Here is a 15922-nt window from a genome sequence, read left to right on the forward strand (position 1 = left end):
ATCCATGCAGATTTCGGTAAATGAGTTCCTGACACCCCGCCACATTGATGTGCAGGTTGTCAGTCCAACCCGCGCCAAAATCACTCTCGAGCCTCTCGAGCGTGGTTTCGGCCATACCCTGGGCAACGCGCTTCGCCGCATTTTGTTGTCCTCCATGCCCGGCTGTGCAGTAGTCGAGGCCGAGATTGACGGTGTACTCCATGAGTACAGCGCCATCGAAGGTGTACAGGAAGACGTCATTGAAATCCTGTTGAACCTTAAAGGTCTGGCTATCAAGCTGCACGGTCGAGACGAAGTTACGCTGACCTTGTCGAAGAAGGGTTCGGGGGTGGTTACCGCTGCCGATATTCAGCTGGATCATGATGTCGAGATCGTTAACCCCGATCACGTAATCGCTAACCTGGCGTCTAACGGCGTCTTGAACATGAAGCTCACCGTAGCTCGTGGTCGTGGTTATGAGCCGGCAGACTCGCGTCAAAGCGATGAAGACGAAAGCCGCAGCATTGGTCGCTTGCAGCTTGACTCTTCGTTCAGCCCGGTTCGCCGTATCGCATACGTGGTGGAAAACGCCCGTGTCGAGCAGCGTACTAACCTGGACAAGCTGGTTATTGATCTGGAAACCAACGGTACTCTGGACCCGGAAGAGGCTATCCGTCGCGCTGCAACCATCCTGCAACAGCAGTTGGCTGCGTTCGTGGACCTCAAAGGCGACAGCGAACCAGTGGTAATCGAACAGGAAGACGAGATCGATCCGATCCTGCTTCGTCCGGTTGACGATTTGGAACTGACCGTGCGTTCGGCCAACTGCCTTAAGGCGGAGAACATCTACTACATCGGTGACCTGATTCAGCGCACCGAAGTAGAGTTGTTGAAGACTCCGAACCTGGGCAAGAAATCCTTGACCGAGATCAAGGACGTTCTGGCTTCTCGTGGTCTGTCCCTCGGCATGCGCCTCGACAACTGGCCGCCGGCAAGTCTTAAGAAGGACGACAAGGCTACGGCCTGATCGTCGTAATCACCGAACGCGAGTTTGGTAAGGAATGAACCATGCGTCATCGTAAAAGTGGACGTCACCTGAGCCGTACCAGCTCTCACCGTAAAGCCATGTTTCAAAACATGGCGGTGTCGCTGTTCGAGCACGAGCTGATCAAAACTACCCTGCCGAAAGCCAAGGAACTGCGCCGCGTTGCCGAGCCGCTGATCACCCTGGCCAAGGAAGACAGTGTTGCTAACCGTCGTCTGGCTTTCGACCGTACTCGTTCGAAAGAAATCGTCGGCAAGCTGTTCAACGATCTGGGCAAACGCTATGCAACCCGTCAGGGCGGCTATCTGCGTATCCTCAAGTGCGGTTTCCGCACTGGCGACAACGCGCCAATGGCGTACGTCGAGTTGGTTGATCGTCCTGTCGGTGGCTCTGTAGAAGCTGCTGAATAAGACATCAGTTTGAACAGAAGACCGGGCCTTGTGCCCGGTTTTTTGTTATCTGCGTTTTAGAAACCCGAATGTCAGTGTCAATCATCCGTATTGCCATTCTCGGATTGAGTCGAAGTGATAAACAGAACCGACCTCATTTAGCCGGTTTTTCGCTTCTTTACAGCGTAATTTCGCCGCTTTTCGTCGGTTTATTGCGCTTTTCCGAGTGACCTTGCGCGACGCTTGGTTCAAACTACGTTCTTTGAAGCAGGAGTCAGGTGCGATGCAAGGCCACCCGGAAGTAATCGATTATCTCAACACGTTGCTCACGGGCGAATTGGCGGCTCGTGACCAATATTTCGTTCACTCGCGCATGTACGAAGACTGGGGCTTTTCCAAGCTCTACGAGCGTATCAATCATGAGATGGAAGAAGAGGCTCAACATGCTGACGCTCTGATGCGCCGCATTCTGATGCTGGAAGGCACGCCGCGCATGCGACCGGATGATCTGGATGTCGGCACCACGGTGCCTGAGATGCTCGCCAGCGATCTGCGTCTGGAATACAAGGTACGTGCCGCACTGTGCAAGGGCATCGCGCTCTGTGAGCTGCACGGCGACTACGTGACCCGTGAAATTCTCCGCGTGCAGTTGGCCGATACAGAGGAAGATCACACCTACTGGCTTGAGCAGCAGATGGGTCTGATCAAATCCATCGGTCTGCAGAATTACCTGCAATCGCAGTTCTGATTCAGCGTCCATAAAAAAGCTCCTGCACAGATGTGACAGGAGCTTTTTTGTATCCGGGCCCGACCGAAGCCTGACCCGTTTTCATTACGCCGGTTAAGCCCTGTCTCTGATCAACAGAGGCTTGAGGTAATGCCCGGTATACGACTGCTCCATCTCGGCGACCTGCTCAGGTGTGCCGGTCGCAATGATCTGCCCGCCTCTTGAGCCGCCTTCCGGCCCCAGGTCCACCAACCAGTCTGCCGTCTTGATGACATCCAGGTTGTGCTCGATCACCACCACCGTGTTGCCATGGTCGCGCAGGCGATGCAGGACATCCAGCAACTGTTGAATATCGGCAAAGTGCAGGCCGGTAGTCGGTTCGTCGAGGATATACAGCGTCTTGCCAGTGTCGCGCTTGGACAGCTCACGCGACAGCTTGACGCGCTGAGCTTCACCGCCCGACAGGGTGGTCGCCGATTGACCCAGCTTGATATAGGAAAGCCCTACGTCCATGAGGGTTTGCAGCTTGCGCGCCAGTGCAGGCACGGCGTCGAAGAACTCGCGTGCTTCTTCGATCGTCATCTCAAGCACTTCGTGGACATTCTTGCCCTTGTATTTGATCTCAAGGGTTTCACGGTTGTAGCGCTTGCTCTTGCACACATCGCACGGCACATAGATGTCCGGCAGAAAGTGCATCTCGACCTTGATCAAGCCATCGCCCTGACACGCTTCGCAACGACCGCCCTTGACGTTGAACGAGAACCGTCCCGGGCCATAGCCCCGCGAGCGCGATTCCGGCACACCGGCAAACAGTTCGCGAATCGGCGTGAACAGCCCGGTATAGGTCGCCGGGTTGGAGCGTGGCGTACGACCGATAGGGCTCTGATCGATGTCCACGACCTTGTCCAGATGCTGCAGGCCGTTGATGCTGTCGTGAGCGGCAGCCTCAAGCGTCGTTGCGCCGTTGAGCGCCGTAGCACTCAGCGGGAACAGCGTGTTGTTGATCAGCGTCGACTTGCCCGAACCGGAAACGCCCGTCACACAGGTCAGCAGGCCAATCGGAATGTCGAGGTTGACGTTTTGCAGGTTGTTGCCACGCGCACCCTTGAGGGTCAACGACAGCTTCTTGTTGCGGGGCGTGCGCTTGGCGGGTACGGCGATCTTCACACGGCCCGACAGGTATTTGCCGGTCAGTGAGTCAGGGTGCGCCATCACCTCGTCCGGCGTGCCTTCGGCAACGATATGCCCGCCGTGCACGCCAGCGCCAGGGCCGATATCGACCACGTAGTCGGCGAGACGAATCGCATCTTCGTCATGCTCGACCACAATCACCGTGTTGCCGATGTCGCGCAGGTGCTTGAGCGTGCCCAGCAAACGGTCGTTGTCGCGCTGATGCAGGCCAATAGACGGCTCATCGAGGATGTACATCACTCCGACCAGGCCCGCACCGATCTGACTGGCCAGACGAATGCGCTGCGCTTCACCGCCAGACAGCGTGTCTGCGCTGCGATCCAGGGTCAGGTAGTCCAGACCGACGTTTACCAGAAACTGCAAACGCTCGCGGATCTCTTTGAGAATCTTGTCGGCAATTTCGCCGCGTCGGCCGGTCAGCTTCAGCGTTTCAAAATAATGCGTGGCGTCGCCAATCGGCAGATTGGTCACCGCAGGCAAGGTCTTTTCACCCACCCACACATGACGTGCCTCGCGACGCAGGCGAGTGCCGCGGCAGTCAGGGCAGGGCTGTGTACCGAGAAACTTGGCCAGCTCCTCGCGCACGGTCGCTGATTCGGTTTCCCGATAGCGACGTTCCAGATTCGGCACGATGCCTTCGAACGGGTGCGCACGTTTGACGATATCGCCGCGATCATTCAGATAGCGGAAGTCGACACTCTGCGAGCCGCTGCCATTAAGCAGAACCTTCTGCATGTCGGCCGGGATTTCTTTGAACGGCACTTCCAGGCTGAAACCGTAGTGCTTGGACAGCGAGCCGAGCATCTGGAAGTAATAGACGTTACGCCTGTCCCAGCCGCGTATCGCGCCTTCAGCCAGCGTCAGCTCGGCGTTGACCAGCCGCTTGATATCAAAGAACTGCTTCACGCCCAGACCGTCGCAGGTCGGGCATGCGCCAGCCGGGTTGTTAAAGGAGAACAGCTTGGGTTCAAGCTCGCTGATCGCGTGGCCACAGATCGGGCAGGCGAAGCGGGCGGAGAAAATTACTTCTTCGCCTGGCTCGTCGTCCATCGGTGCGACCAGCGCAATGCCGTCTGCCAGCTTCAATGCCGTCTCGAAAGACTCGGCCAGACGCTGCTGCAGGTCGGCGCGAACCTTGAAGCGGTCCACTACCACGTCAATGGAGTGCTTCTTCTGCTTGTCCAGCTTCGGCAGTTCATCCAGCTCACACAGCCGACCGTTCACCCGCGCCCGCACAAAACCCTGCGCACGCAGCTCTTCGAATACCGAAAGGTGTTCACCCTTGCGCTCGCGAATAACCGGCGCCAGCAGCATCAGTTTGCTGCCTTCGGGTTGAGTCAGCACCAGGTCAACCATCTGGCTGACGGTCTGGGCTTCCAGCGGAATATCGTGATCCGGGCAGCGAGGCTGTCCGACCCGCGCATATAAAAGACGCAGGTAATCGTAAATCTCGGTAATCGTGCCCACGGTCGAACGCGGGTTGTGCGACGTGGATTTCTGCTCGATGGAAATGGCCGGCGACAGACCTTCGATCGTATCGACGTCCGGCTTCTCCATCATCGACAGAAACTGTCGTGCATAGGCAGACAGCGACTCGACGTAACGGCGTTGCCCTTCGGCATACAGCGTATCGAAAGCCAGCGAAGACTTGCCTGAGCCGGAGAGCCCGGTGATAACGATCAGTTTGTCGCGGGGAAGTGTCAGGTCAATATTTTTCAGGTTGTGGGTTCGTGCCCCACGTATCAGGATCTTGTCCACTGCGGCCTCGCTTGGCGGGCATAAACGACGGAGTATACGGCTCCGAGCCATCACGCGGCAAAGCGTCGCGTATGTGCTGTACAACGATGGGACTGGTAGAATCGCCGCCGGTTCACACGAGGTTATTCCATGCACGATACCCACAGCGAGCGTATGAGTGGCGGCGAGACCCGCGCAGCAGGCGGTCTGGCCCTGGTGTTCGCGTTCCGCATGCTTGGCATGTTCATGGTTTTGCCGGTTCTGGCAACCTATGGCATGGACCTGGCGGGCGCGAGTCCTGCACTGATTGGTCTGGCGATCGGCGCGTATGGCCTGACACAGGCCGTACTGCAAATCCCGTTCGGGATTCTTTCCGACCGGATCGGCCGGCGACCGATTATTTATTTCGGGCTGATCATCTTCGCGCTCGGCAGCGTAGTGGCCGCCAATGCCGACTCGATCTGGGGAATTATCGGCGGACGCGTCCTGCAAGGCGCGGGGGCTATCTCTGCCGCTGTGATGGCCTTGCTCTCTGACCTGACCCGCGAACAGCACCGCACCAAGGCAATGGCCATGATCGGCATGACCATCGGTCTGTCGTTCGCTGTCGCCATGGTCGTTGGCCCGGTCATCACCGGCGCGTTCGGGCTGTCGGGGTTGTTTCTGGCAACCGGAGGCATGGCGTTGCTGGGCATGCTGATCGTCGCGTTCGTGGTGCCCAAGGCCAACGGTCCGCTGGTGCACCGCGAATCCGGCGTCGCCAAACAGGCATTAGGCGCGACGTTGCGTCACCCGGACCTGCTGCGCCTGGATTTGGGTATCTTCGTGTTGCATGCCATGCTCATGTCCAGCTTCGTGGCCTTGCCGCTGGCGCTGGTCGAAAAAGCCGGTTTGCCCAAGGAAGAGCACTGGTGGGTCTACCTGACCGCCTTGCTGGTTTCCTTCTTCGCGATGATCCCGTTCATCATCTATGGCGAGAAGAAACGTCAAATGAAGCGCGTTCTGCTCGGCGCCGTGTTTGTTCTGATGCTGTCTGAGCTATTCTTCTGGGCATACGGCGATACGTTGCGGGCACTGGTCATCGGGACAGTGGTATTCTTCACTGCGTTCAACCTGCTGGAAGCGTCCTTGCCGTCGCTGATCAGCAAAGTTTCACCGGCGGGCGGAAAAGGCACCGCGATGGGAGTTTATTCCACCAGCCAGTTTCTTGGTTCGGCCGCAGGTGGGATACTGGGCGGCTGGTTGTTCCAGCACGGTGGGCTTGATGTGGTGTTCCTTGGCGGTGCAGCCATGGCCGCCGTCTGGCTCGCCTTCGCAGTGACCATGCGAGAACCGCCTTACGTGACCAGCCTACGTCTGCCGTTGTCGCCGCAGGCGCAGCGTGAAGCAGGCCTGGCGGAGCGTTTGATGTCCGTAGCAGGCGTGACAGATGCAGTGGTGGTTGCCGAAGAGGCAGCCATCTACATAAAACTCGACACAAAATTATTGGATCGCGCCTCTCTCGAGAAGCTGGTCAACCCAGCATCAGAAGCGTGCGAAGCCTAGGAGAACGTTATGGCCCGTGGGGTTAACAAAGTCATATTGGTCGGTACATGCGGCCAGGATCCCGAAGTTCGCTACTTGCCTAACGGTAACGCCGTGACCAACCTGAGTCTGGCAACCAGCGAACAATGGACTGACAAGCAGAGCGGCCAGAAGGTCGAGAAGACCGAGTGGCACCGTGTTTCGATGTTCGGCAAGGTTGCCGAAATCGCCGGCGAATACCTGCGCAAGGGTTCGCAGGTCTACATCGAAGGCAAGCTGCAGACCCGCGAATGGGAAAAAGACGGCATCAAGCGCTACACCACTGAAATCGTCGTCGACATGCAAGGCACCATGCAACTGCTGGGCGGCCGTCCACAGGGCGACGCTCAACAGGGTCAGGGCGGTGGCGGCAACTACAACCAGTCCGCACCTCGTCCACAGCAGTCGCGCCCACAGCAATCGGCGCCGCAGCAGTCCGCACCTCAGCAGAACTACAACCAGCAGCCGCCACAACAGCGCGATTCGCGCCCGGCGCCGCAACAACAAGCGCCGCAGCCTGCTGCTGACTTTGACAGCTTTGATGACGATATTCCGTTCTAGGCCAAAAACGTAAAAACCCTCGATCAGGTCAGTATTCGTCATCACCTGATCATCGCTTTACGTGTTTGAAACCAAGCCCTCTGCGTCGTAAAGCCAGAGGGTTTTTTTCGAGATGAGTAAACCGGTCAGGAATCCAGCCTATCTGGAGGCGGCGTGTTCGCAAACGATGGCAAGCCCGTTTGACCCTGAGCATACAGGATCGCGTAATCGGCCTGCTTACTGATGCGTATCCACATTCTCAGCCGGATAAAACTCGCCCTCGCTGCCCATCTTCTCCAACCGCTCGCGCACAATCACCTCGACGCTGGCCACTGCCGCCTGATCGTCAGGGTCGACCAGCTGCAAGCACAGGCGCCGGACATTCTGATCGTGGGTGCCCTCGCTGAGCATGTCGTGGGTGAAGATTTGCTCGCCACGCCACAGGCACAACTCAGTGTGAGTACCACCGAGCCATATCTCGTTGATTGATCTGAGGTCAGTGGTGGCCAGTTGGTCTATGGTGATCGTCTTGTCCATTGCGCTGTACCTTTTAAGTGAGTCGATGCAGGTCTGACGTGCGGGGGCAGCGGGTCGTTCCCGGCGTCGGCTGGTCATCAGCGTCAACGGTGCCAAACCAAGGCTATGGGACAAGACGCTGACGTCGGAGTTTTTTATAGTGGTCACACTATCGAATGCTTTAGTCCAAACAAGTATTTCTCGATAAAAAGCTATCGGTCTAGCCTTCGCGTCAGCTCTACATTGGCATGGAGCGAAGGAGCTGACATGGACTCGTTGGAATGCATTGCTGCCACGCCAGCACCATTTCAATCACCATAAGTTTTCGGGCACTGAGGCTGATCTGGAGGAGCGTACGCTGTCCAACGGCACGCCGTGGGGTGTCCTGCGATTTTTCATGATCTGCGACCTGATGCTTTCAACCTCAGTGATGATCGCGCGCGAAGCCGGGTGGAAAAACAAGGTCAGGCTTCTGCTGACGGGCGCCAGGGCTTATGTTCCGCTTACCGTGTTGAGCTGGAGTATATGGTATGTTTTTCTTGTGTTTCATACCGCGGATTACTTCAATGGCGCGCCGGGGTTCTATGCCGAAACTCATGGGCTAAGTGCGTGGGTGGCTGTAATGAATACGCTGGTCGTCGTGCTCATTGCCCCCAATGTACTGAGAAGCTTTTGTCTCCACTTCATTACTTCAAATATTCATTATTATGGTGATGTCGACCCTAAAAACGTTATCACTCAGACACAGGTCTTGAATAACCCATGGTTCTGGCCGTTGCAGTTGTTTTGCGCCAATTTCGGCTCGACTCACGGGATTCATCACTTTGTGGTCGGCGAACCTTTTTATGTCCGACAGATCACCGCGAGACACGCGCATCAGGCGATGCGCGAAATGGGCGTCAGGTTCAATGATGTTGCTTCGTTCTTTCGTGCGAACCGCTGGGGCGTTGTAGAAACCCCATGATGCGGTTCTCACTAGGTTCGATGCTCAGCGAGGGGCTCGATAAAGCATTTTTCTTTATCGAGCCTTGGCTGTACGAATGTCTGCAGACGTTAACTGGACTGATGTGCGTTCTAGCCGATCACCCCGCAAAAATCCCCATCAACTCCTCACGCCCGACCATCACTGTCATGGACCCTTGCTTCTGCTCGCCCTCGATTTCACACAACAACCCCGCCTCACGACAAATCACCGCACCCGCAGCGATGTCCCACAGGCTGGTGAATTTCTCCATGTACCCATCCGTTTGCCCCAGTGCAGCAAAGGCCAGGCCGATGGTGGCGCAGCGATAGCCGGCGAGGCCCCAGCCTTGCTGGCGCAAGGTCAGTTGTAGCCGCCCCAGCTCTTCGGCGTCCCAACGGGTGTTTTCACCAATGCCGGCAATGCGCAGGTGTTCTGGCGGTTGTGGGCGCACGAAAGGGATGCCATTGCGCAGCAAGCCATCGCCGGTACGGGCGGCCAGTGTGTAGCCCAGGGCCGGGTAGGCGACGACGCCTATTTCAGGCACGCCTGCCGACATGTAAGCGACGGCGATGCCCCACAGCGGTGTGCCGCGCAGGTAGTTTCCGGTGCCGTCGATGGGGTCGATGACCCAGCCGTCGGTGATGAATTCACCGCCCAATTCTTCGCCAAGGATTGCATCGTCGGGGAAGTGTTTGCCCAGTTCTGCACGAAGCAGTTGTTCGACTTCAAAGTCGGCGCGGGAGACCAGGTCTTGCGCGCTTTTGGTGGTGATGTCGAGGGTGTGGCGGTCGTTGAAATACGCCATAGCCAGGCCAGTGGCCTTTTCTACGGCTTGCATGGCGACGCTGAGTCGGTTGTTCATTGCAGGCAGCCTCCGTTTGGCAGGTTCAACAGGTCCGGGTAATCGCTGAGAATCGATTGCGCGCCGTGTTCAAGCAGGTAGCGTGCGCGTTTCGGGCTGTTGATGGTAGCCACGGCGAATTCGACGCCGCTGCTTTTCAGGCGAACAAGGTGATGGTCATCGAGCATGTCGTCAAGTACGTGGAGTATTCGGCAGTCATATTCGGCCAGCAGTGCGACCGGGTCAGCAGGCGCCACCACCGAGGCGATGGCCAGTGGTACGTCGGCCCATAACCGGCGAGCGGCAGTGAGGGAGCGCACTGAAAAACTGGAAACGAATAGCTGATCATTGTCGGCAGGCCAAAGGCTTTTGAGGATCGGCATGACCACCTCCGCCGTCTCGACGTCGTCGCCAATCGTTGGCTTGAGTTCGACCTGCAGGCCGAGCTCGAGGCGTAACGCACAGGCCACTATTTCTTCAAATGTCGGGATCTGCAGGCCAGTGAACTCCGCTGCGAACCAGCCGCCGGCGTCCAGCGTGCGGATGGCGCTCAGATCATGAAGCACGACAGCGCCGCGCCCGTTGGTGGTGCGGTCGAGCATGTCGTCATGAATCACCACAGGCTGGCCGTCACGGGTCAGTTTCACATCGATCTCGACCCACTTCGCGCCGCACTCGGCAGCTTTCTCAAGGGCCAGCAAAGTGTTTTCCGGCACGTAAGCCTTGGCGCCGCGATGGGCAATCAGAGACGAGCGGACGAGGGGAGCAGATTTGGGCATGGCGGGTCACTTGGCGGTGTGTGAGAAGGAAACGAGCAGGCGTTGGCCGCTCTCCATATCGAACAGCAGGGGCGTGGGATTGATCGCCAGCCGCACCTGGGTGCCGGGCGTCAGGTGGTGCCGGTCGGCGAGGCTGACCACGCAGCGTGTGCCGGCCAATTTGCAATACAGCAGGCTGTGGCTGCCGAGATTTTCCGAAGACTCCACCACGGCAGTCACGCCGTTCTGATCCAGCGTGAAGGTCTCGGGTCGCACCCCCATCAGCCATTTGCCTGTCCGGATGGCGCCGATACCGAGCTTTATGGGCAGGCGTTGCTCATCTGCGAGCATCAGCACGTTGTCTTCCAGACAGGTTACGGGCAGCAGGTTCATCGGCGGGGTGCCGATGAAGCGGGCGACGAATGTGCTGGCGGGATGATCATAGATGTTGGCGGGCGTACCGATCTGCTCGACACGGCCCTGGTTGAGAATCACCACTCGCTCGGCGAGCGTCATGGCTTCGGTCTGATCGTGGGTAACGTACAGAATGGTTGCGCCGGTCTGCTGGTGCAGGCTGCGAATCAACAGGCGCATTTCATGGCGTAACGCGCTGTCCAGGTTGCACAGCGGCTCATCGAACAGCAGCACCGGCGGTTTGCGAATCAACGCCCGGCCGATGGCGACGCGCTGGCGCTGACCACCGGACAGCTCGCCGGGCTTGCGTTGCAGCAGGTCCTCCAGCCCCAGCGAGCTGGCGCATTCCCGTACGCGCTGCTCGCGCTGTTTGCGCGAAACACCGGCCAGCTTGAGCGCATAGCCAATGTTGTCGGCCACGCTCATGTGCGGGTAGAGCGCATAGTTTTGAAACACCATCGCGCAGCCACGTTCCTTGGGCGGCAGACGTGTGACGTCGCGGCCGCCCATCAGAATCTGCCCTTGGCTGACGTCCTCCAGCCCGGCGACCATGCGCAACAGTGTGGACTTGCCACACCCCGACGGGCCGAGGATGACGTTCAGTTCGCCAGCCTTGAAGGTCAGGTCCAGGCCATGAAGGATGTGCCCGGTGCCATACGTTTTGTGCAGCCCTTTGGTGACAATCTGCGGCGCACAGGTAATGGGGGCGAGCGCGTTCATTTACCGACTCCGATCAGGCCTTTGACGAACCATCGCTGCATGAGCGCAATGACGAGGATAGGGGGCAGCATGCTGACCACTGCAGCGGCCATCAGCAGGTTCCATTCAGGGATTTGACTTGCATCGGTCGGCAGAAAGCTGGCGACGCCCAGCACCAGCGTGCGCATGTCCTCGCGATTGGTCGCCACCAGCGGCCACAGGTAGTCTTTCCAGGCACCGATAAACACCAGCGTGCCCAGCGCAGCGAAGTTGGTCTTCGACAGCGGCAGCAGAATGTCGATGAAAAAGCGCCACGGCCCGGCGCCATCCATTCGCGCGGCCTCGACCAGTTCGGCGGGCAGGGTCTGGTAGAACTGCCGAAACAGAAAAGTACCGGTGGCCGAAGCGATCAGGGGCAGGGCGAGGCCGGTGTAGCTGTCGAGCAGATTAATGGTCGGCACCGGCAGCCACTGGATGCCCAGCCATCGCAATACCGTGCGCAGCGGCCCGAGAAGATCACTTGCCACGGCGTACGTGGGGATGATGCGCACTTCCAGCGGCAGCAACAGCGCGCCCAGTACAGCGAAGAAAATCACTGACGTGTAACGGCTGCGAAAGTACACCACCGCAAAGGCGGTCAAGGCCGAGAGCGCCAGTTTGCCGATCACCACCAGCGTGGCGACCAATAGGCTGTTGCCCAGCAAACGCAGCAAGTCCAGACGCCGGGTAACCTGCTGCAGGTTCTCCAGCAACTGGTCGCCGGGCACGACCGCAAGGCCGTAAGTGAACAGCTGCGAGTTACTGACGGTCGCCGAGCAGACCGCCATATACAGCGGCCCCAACGCGAACACCAGACCCAGCGTCAGCAGTAAGTAGGCAACTGCATCGAGCAGCCGACTGTGCCTGATCATGTTTTCACCCCACGGCGTTTGAAGCGCGACATGAGCTTGAACTGTGCAACGCTCAACGCCACGACTGCCAACAGCATGAGCACGGAAAGTGTCGATGATCCGGCCAGGTCCAGCCCCATGAAACCGTCGGTGTAAATCTTGTAGGCCAACACGTTGGTGGTATCGCCCGGCCCGCCGTGAGTGAGGGTGTCGACCAGTCCGAAACTGTTGGACAGGCTTTCCAGCAGGTCGATGACGAACACGAACAGCAGATACGGCGCGATCAGTGGCAATTGAATATCGAGCATGCGGCGCAAGGGGCCTGCTCCATCCATTGCCGCAGCGGCGAGGTAATCGTCCGGCACCGACTTCAGGCTGGCGACCAGCATCACAAAGTTGAACGGCACCAGGCACCAGGCATACGCCGCGATCAACAGCAGCATACTTTGCACGGGGATGGCGTAGGGCGCCCAAGTACCGGGGGCGATCGCGTTGAGCCAGGCAAAAATGCCCATCACCGGATTGGCCAGCACGTGAAAGACAATGCCGATGGTCGCGCCCGATACTGCGTAGGGCCAGATCAGCAGGTTGCGAAACACCGCGTTGCCACGCAACCTCAGCTCAAGGCACAGCGCAAGCACCAACGCGATAAGGATCGAAAGCATCACGCTCGACAGGCTGAACACCAGCGTCGAGCCCAGCGATGCGAGCACGCCGGGGTCTTTCAGTACCCGCCAATAATTGCTCAAGCCGACAAAGATTTCGTGACTGCCAAAGGGGGGCACCAGATGAAACGACCACCAGAGTGCCTGGAGCGCAGGCCAATAGAAAAACAGCCCGAGCGCGAGCAACTGCGGCAGCGCGAACAGCAGCGCCAAACGCGGTTGCGGAAAATGCGCACCCGCCTTCATGGCGTTACCTCGCTCGAGTGGAGATTCTTGTCGGAGAGAGCTTGCTCGCCAAAGCGATCGTCCGCGCGCCCAGTTTCCGAGGGCTGTACGGGCCTCTTCGCGAGCAAGCGAAGCGTCGCAGGATGTGTGTCTAGAGCTGAGTTGCTGGCCTGAGCCTGGTGCATCTGTTGAAACAGGCTGAGCAGATCGTTGGCGCGCATCGTTGTCTGGCGCAGTGCGTTATCAACGCTTTGACGGCCTGCGAGCGCATTTTCCATTTCCTGCGACCAGATCAAGCGCATCAGCGTGATAAAGCCGCAGCGCAACGGAGCAGAGGGCTCCCCGTCGATATCGTTGAGTGCGGCGAGCCCGACCGCCACCGCCGAGGGCTTCTTTGTGCTGGATTGCAATCGTGCAGCCGCAGCCTGAGTGACCGGCAGGTAACCCGTCCGTGCGCTGAACATCAACTGGTTATCCGGTTGCAGTACGAACGCCAGAAATTCCGAAACCACTCGATAATCGTGCACAGAATGCCCGCGCATCACCCACAGCGAAGAGCCGCCGGGGACGTTGGCGCGGCGCTGGGTTTGAGCGTAGATCGGCAGCGCGCTCACCTCGATATCAGACTCCAGATCACCGTGCATGACATTCCAGCTGCCTGTTGAATCCAGCAGCATGGCGCAGTCGCCGGTGGCAAACGCCAGACCCTGCTGGCCGCTGCGGGTCGAGTCCTGGTGCCGCACCAGGCCTTCGGCGGTCCACCGCGCAAGGTCGGTCATCAGGCGCACGTGCGTGCCTTTGTCGAACTGATAATGGTCAGTGCCTGCGGCGCGGATCGCGACGTGCGTGCCTTGTGCGGCACTGGTCTGTTCCAGCCAGATCCACGGGGAAAACTCAGTGACGACAGGACACGTGTGGCCACTTCTCTTCAAGGCCCGCAAGGCAGTATCGAAAGCTTCCCAAGTGGCAGGCGGTTCACTGATACCCGCTGCAGCCAGCGCTTTTCGGTGCGTGTAAAACACCGCTGTCGAGGCCGCAAAGGGTTGGGCCGCTAGCGTGCCGTGATCATCAGAGTAATAGCGCCGCAATGCGGGTAGAAACGTGTCATCTGAATAGGCTCGTTGATGATCGGCCATCACCGTATCGACCGCATGCGTAGCGCCACCCAGCAGCATGTCCGGCGTGGCGACGTCATAAATCTCGACCAGTGCCGGGCCTATGCCGGCGCGATAGGCGGCGACGGTTTTCTGCAACGTCTGCTCATAAGTGCCTTGGCGAATGCAGTGCAGGCGATCGCCTTCCTCACGTTGCGCATTGAAGCTTCTGCACACGTCTGCGATGGCGCTCGCCGCCGCACCGCTGTGGCTGTACCAGAACTCAGCGGGTGCGGCGAGCGCCTGAGTGGCAAGCGGCAGCAGTGCCAGTACGGAAAAAATTCTACTGATGGAAGGCATGGGAGCACTCACAAGAACTGACTGCCATTTAATACAGCTTGTGTGTAGTATTTGTGACCTGCTCGATTTTTATTAAATTTTCATGATTGAAGTGTGCAATTGGCGACGAGCGATACACTGCTCCACACGCCGACTGTTTTAATCCTCCTTTGATTTGTAGATTCCATGCCTCTCGACCTCGACACTGTCCTTTCTTCGCACCAACCGTTGAGCCTCAATGAACGCAAACTGCTGGACATTCTTCGTCGTCGAGGCGCGATCACCCGCGCCACGGTATCGGCCGAAATGGACCTCGCGCAGCAGTCGGTACACCGCCTGATCGAAGAGTTGATCAGTCGTGGCCTGTTGCGCAGCGGCGAGCGCGTGAAAAACGGCCGAGGCCAACCGAGCCCGCGCATCGAACTGGTCAACGAGGCGGTGTATGCCATCGGCGTGTCGATCAACACCGACTCAGCAGTCGTCTGCGTAGCGGATCTGGGCTGCAACGTGCTGGAACAAGTCACCCTGCGCACGCCGCCGTTGAGCCGCAACAGCACGCTGGATTCGCTGGCGAAAACCATCGAACGCATGCTTCAGCGTAACGGCATCGAGACGGACCGCGTCATCGGTATGGGCTTCGCCATCGCCGGATTCTTCCTTGAAAACCGCCAGATCAACGCACCGGAGCCGCTGCGCGACTGGTCATTGATCGACTTGCAGCCAGTACTCGAAGAACGCTTCGGCATGCCGGTCTGGCTGGAAAACAACGCCACCACAGCCGCCATCGGCGAAAGCCTGGTGGGCGTTGGCGCCTGGGCCAGCAACTTCATCTACCTGTCGTTCAACTTCGGTTTCGGCGCAGGCGTGGTCATCAACGGTAAACCGTACTTCGGCAGCCACGGCAACGCAGGCGAGATCACCCTCTACAACGATGAAGAATCAATAAACCGCCCGGCGTTGCGCTATTTGCTGGAAGAACTGCATCAGAAAGGCGTGCAAGTGGATTCCATCGAAGACCTGCGCCTGCGCTTCGACCCCAACTGGCCCGGTGTCGATACCTGGTTGAAACGAATCCAGCCAACGCTGGACCGGCTGGTCAATGCGCTGGCGGGGTTGTTCGATCCACAGGCGGTGGTGTTTGGTGGGCAATTGCCGGCGGAACTGGGGAAGCGCCTGATTGCGGCGACGACTTTCTGGGGGACCCATCGGTATAACTCGCCACCGCCAAGGCCTCGGTTATTGCTGAGTGAAACCAATGGGGATGCGGCGGCTATCGGGGCGGCGTTGGTGCCGTTGAAGGAGCGGTTTTTTGTTTGAACCGTATAACATTTGTTTTTTTGAAATAT

At 58.5% G+C, this 15922-nt stretch carries 14 protein-coding genes and 1 pseudogene; 7 read left to right on the forward strand and 8 right to left on the reverse strand.

Annotation, left to right across the window (positions count from 1 at the left end; genetic code table 11):
* The first annotated feature begins 4 nt into the window (after positions 1-4).
* The 3 genes from QRN38_RS24860 to bfr all read left to right on the forward strand — a co-directional run bounded on the left by QRN38_RS24860 (position 5) and on the right by bfr (position 2161).
* Complete coding sequence (locus QRN38_RS24860; protein WP_002555464.1) at positions 5-1006, forward strand: DNA-directed RNA polymerase subunit alpha; 1002 nt, start codon at positions 5-7, stop codon at positions 1004-1006.
* Between the two features lie 41 nt (positions 1007-1047).
* Positions 1048-1434 (forward strand): 50S ribosomal protein L17, encoded by a 387-nt coding sequence (rplQ, locus tag QRN38_RS24865; protein WP_004397026.1) that lies wholly within the window; start codon positions 1048-1050, stop codon positions 1432-1434.
* Positions 1435-1696: 262 nt separating this feature from the next.
* Positions 1697-2161 (forward strand): bacterioferritin, encoded by a 465-nt coding sequence (gene bfr, locus QRN38_RS24870; RefSeq protein ID WP_005614296.1) that lies wholly within the window; start codon positions 1697-1699, stop codon positions 2159-2161.
* A gap of 93 nt (positions 2162-2254) precedes the next feature.
* Here bfr and uvrA read toward each other — a convergent pair whose 3' ends face one another.
* On the reverse strand, positions 2255-5089 hold the full coding sequence (uvrA, locus tag QRN38_RS24875; RefSeq protein ID WP_005614297.1) for an excinuclease ABC subunit UvrA: 2835 nt from the start codon (positions 5087-5089) through the stop codon (positions 2255-2257).
* 129 nt (positions 5090-5218) lie between these two features.
* Here uvrA and QRN38_RS24880 point away from each other — a divergent pair, with 129 nt between their 5' ends.
* Together QRN38_RS24880 and QRN38_RS24885 are read left to right on the forward strand one after the other, a co-directional pair.
* On the forward strand, positions 5219-6613 hold the full coding sequence (locus tag QRN38_RS24880) for an MFS transporter (protein ID WP_005768949.1): 1395 nt from the start codon (positions 5219-5221) through the stop codon (positions 6611-6613).
* Between the two features lie 9 nt (positions 6614-6622).
* Complete coding sequence (locus tag QRN38_RS24885; RefSeq protein WP_003426596.1) at positions 6623-7192, forward strand: single-stranded DNA-binding protein; 570 nt, start codon at positions 6623-6625, stop codon at positions 7190-7192.
* Positions 7193-7408: 216 nt separating this feature from the next.
* Here QRN38_RS24885 and QRN38_RS24890 read toward each other — a convergent pair whose 3' ends face one another.
* Positions 7409-7708, reverse strand: coding sequence for a hypothetical protein (locus QRN38_RS24890; RefSeq protein WP_010205374.1), 300 nt, complete (start codon positions 7706-7708; stop codon positions 7409-7411).
* 268 nt (positions 7709-7976) lie between these two features.
* Here QRN38_RS24890 and QRN38_RS24895 point away from each other — a divergent pair.
* Positions 7977-8651, forward strand: a pseudogene (locus QRN38_RS24895) (hypothetical protein); the annotation flags it as partial.
* A 118-nt stretch (positions 8652-8769) separates the two neighbouring features.
* Here the strand turns inward: QRN38_RS24895 and QRN38_RS24900 are convergent.
* Genes QRN38_RS24900 through QRN38_RS24925 form a run of 6 tightly spaced genes read right to left on the reverse strand, consistent with a single transcriptional unit; the run spans position 8770 to position 14597 of the window.
* Positions 8770-9513: an inositol monophosphatase family protein gene (locus QRN38_RS24900; protein WP_005614319.1), complete on the reverse strand. Its 744-nt coding sequence runs from the start codon at positions 9511-9513 to the stop codon at positions 8770-8772.
* Positions 9510-10271 (reverse strand): glycerophosphoryl diester phosphodiesterase, encoded by a 762-nt coding sequence (locus QRN38_RS24905; protein WP_057417497.1) that lies wholly within the window; start codon positions 10269-10271, stop codon positions 9510-9512. Before QRN38_RS24905 ends, QRN38_RS24900 begins: the two co-directional genes overlap by 4 nt.
* Before the next feature lie 6 nt (positions 10272-10277).
* Positions 10278-11384, reverse strand: a complete 1107-nt coding sequence (locus tag QRN38_RS24910; protein ID WP_057417498.1) for an ABC transporter ATP-binding protein — start codon at positions 11382-11384, stop codon at positions 10278-10280.
* Entirely contained in the window at positions 11381-12274 is an 894-nt protein-coding gene (locus tag QRN38_RS24915; RefSeq protein ID WP_005768960.1) for an ABC transporter permease subunit, read from the reverse strand. Before QRN38_RS24915 ends, QRN38_RS24910 begins: the two co-directional genes overlap by 4 nt.
* Entirely contained in the window at positions 12271-13164 is an 894-nt protein-coding gene (locus QRN38_RS24920; RefSeq protein ID WP_005768962.1) for a carbohydrate ABC transporter permease, read from the reverse strand. The genes QRN38_RS24915 and QRN38_RS24920 overlap by 4 nt, the downstream gene beginning before the upstream one ends.
* Positions 13161-14597 (reverse strand): extracellular solute-binding protein, encoded by a 1437-nt coding sequence (locus QRN38_RS24925; RefSeq protein ID WP_057417499.1) that lies wholly within the window; start codon positions 14595-14597, stop codon positions 13161-13163. Before QRN38_RS24925 ends, QRN38_RS24920 begins: the two co-directional genes overlap by 4 nt.
* A 165-nt stretch (positions 14598-14762) precedes the next feature.
* Between QRN38_RS24925 and QRN38_RS24930 the strand changes: the two genes are divergently transcribed.
* Positions 14763-15893, forward strand: coding sequence for an ROK family transcriptional regulator (locus QRN38_RS24930; RefSeq protein WP_057415853.1), 1131 nt, complete (start codon positions 14763-14765; stop codon positions 15891-15893).
* Positions 15894-15922: the final 29 nt, after the last annotated feature.

Source organism: Pseudomonas sp. CFBP2511 (assembly GCF_030209255.1).
GTDB classification, from domain to species: Bacteria; Pseudomonadota; Gammaproteobacteria; order Pseudomonadales; family Pseudomonadaceae; genus Aquipseudomonas; species Aquipseudomonas avellanae.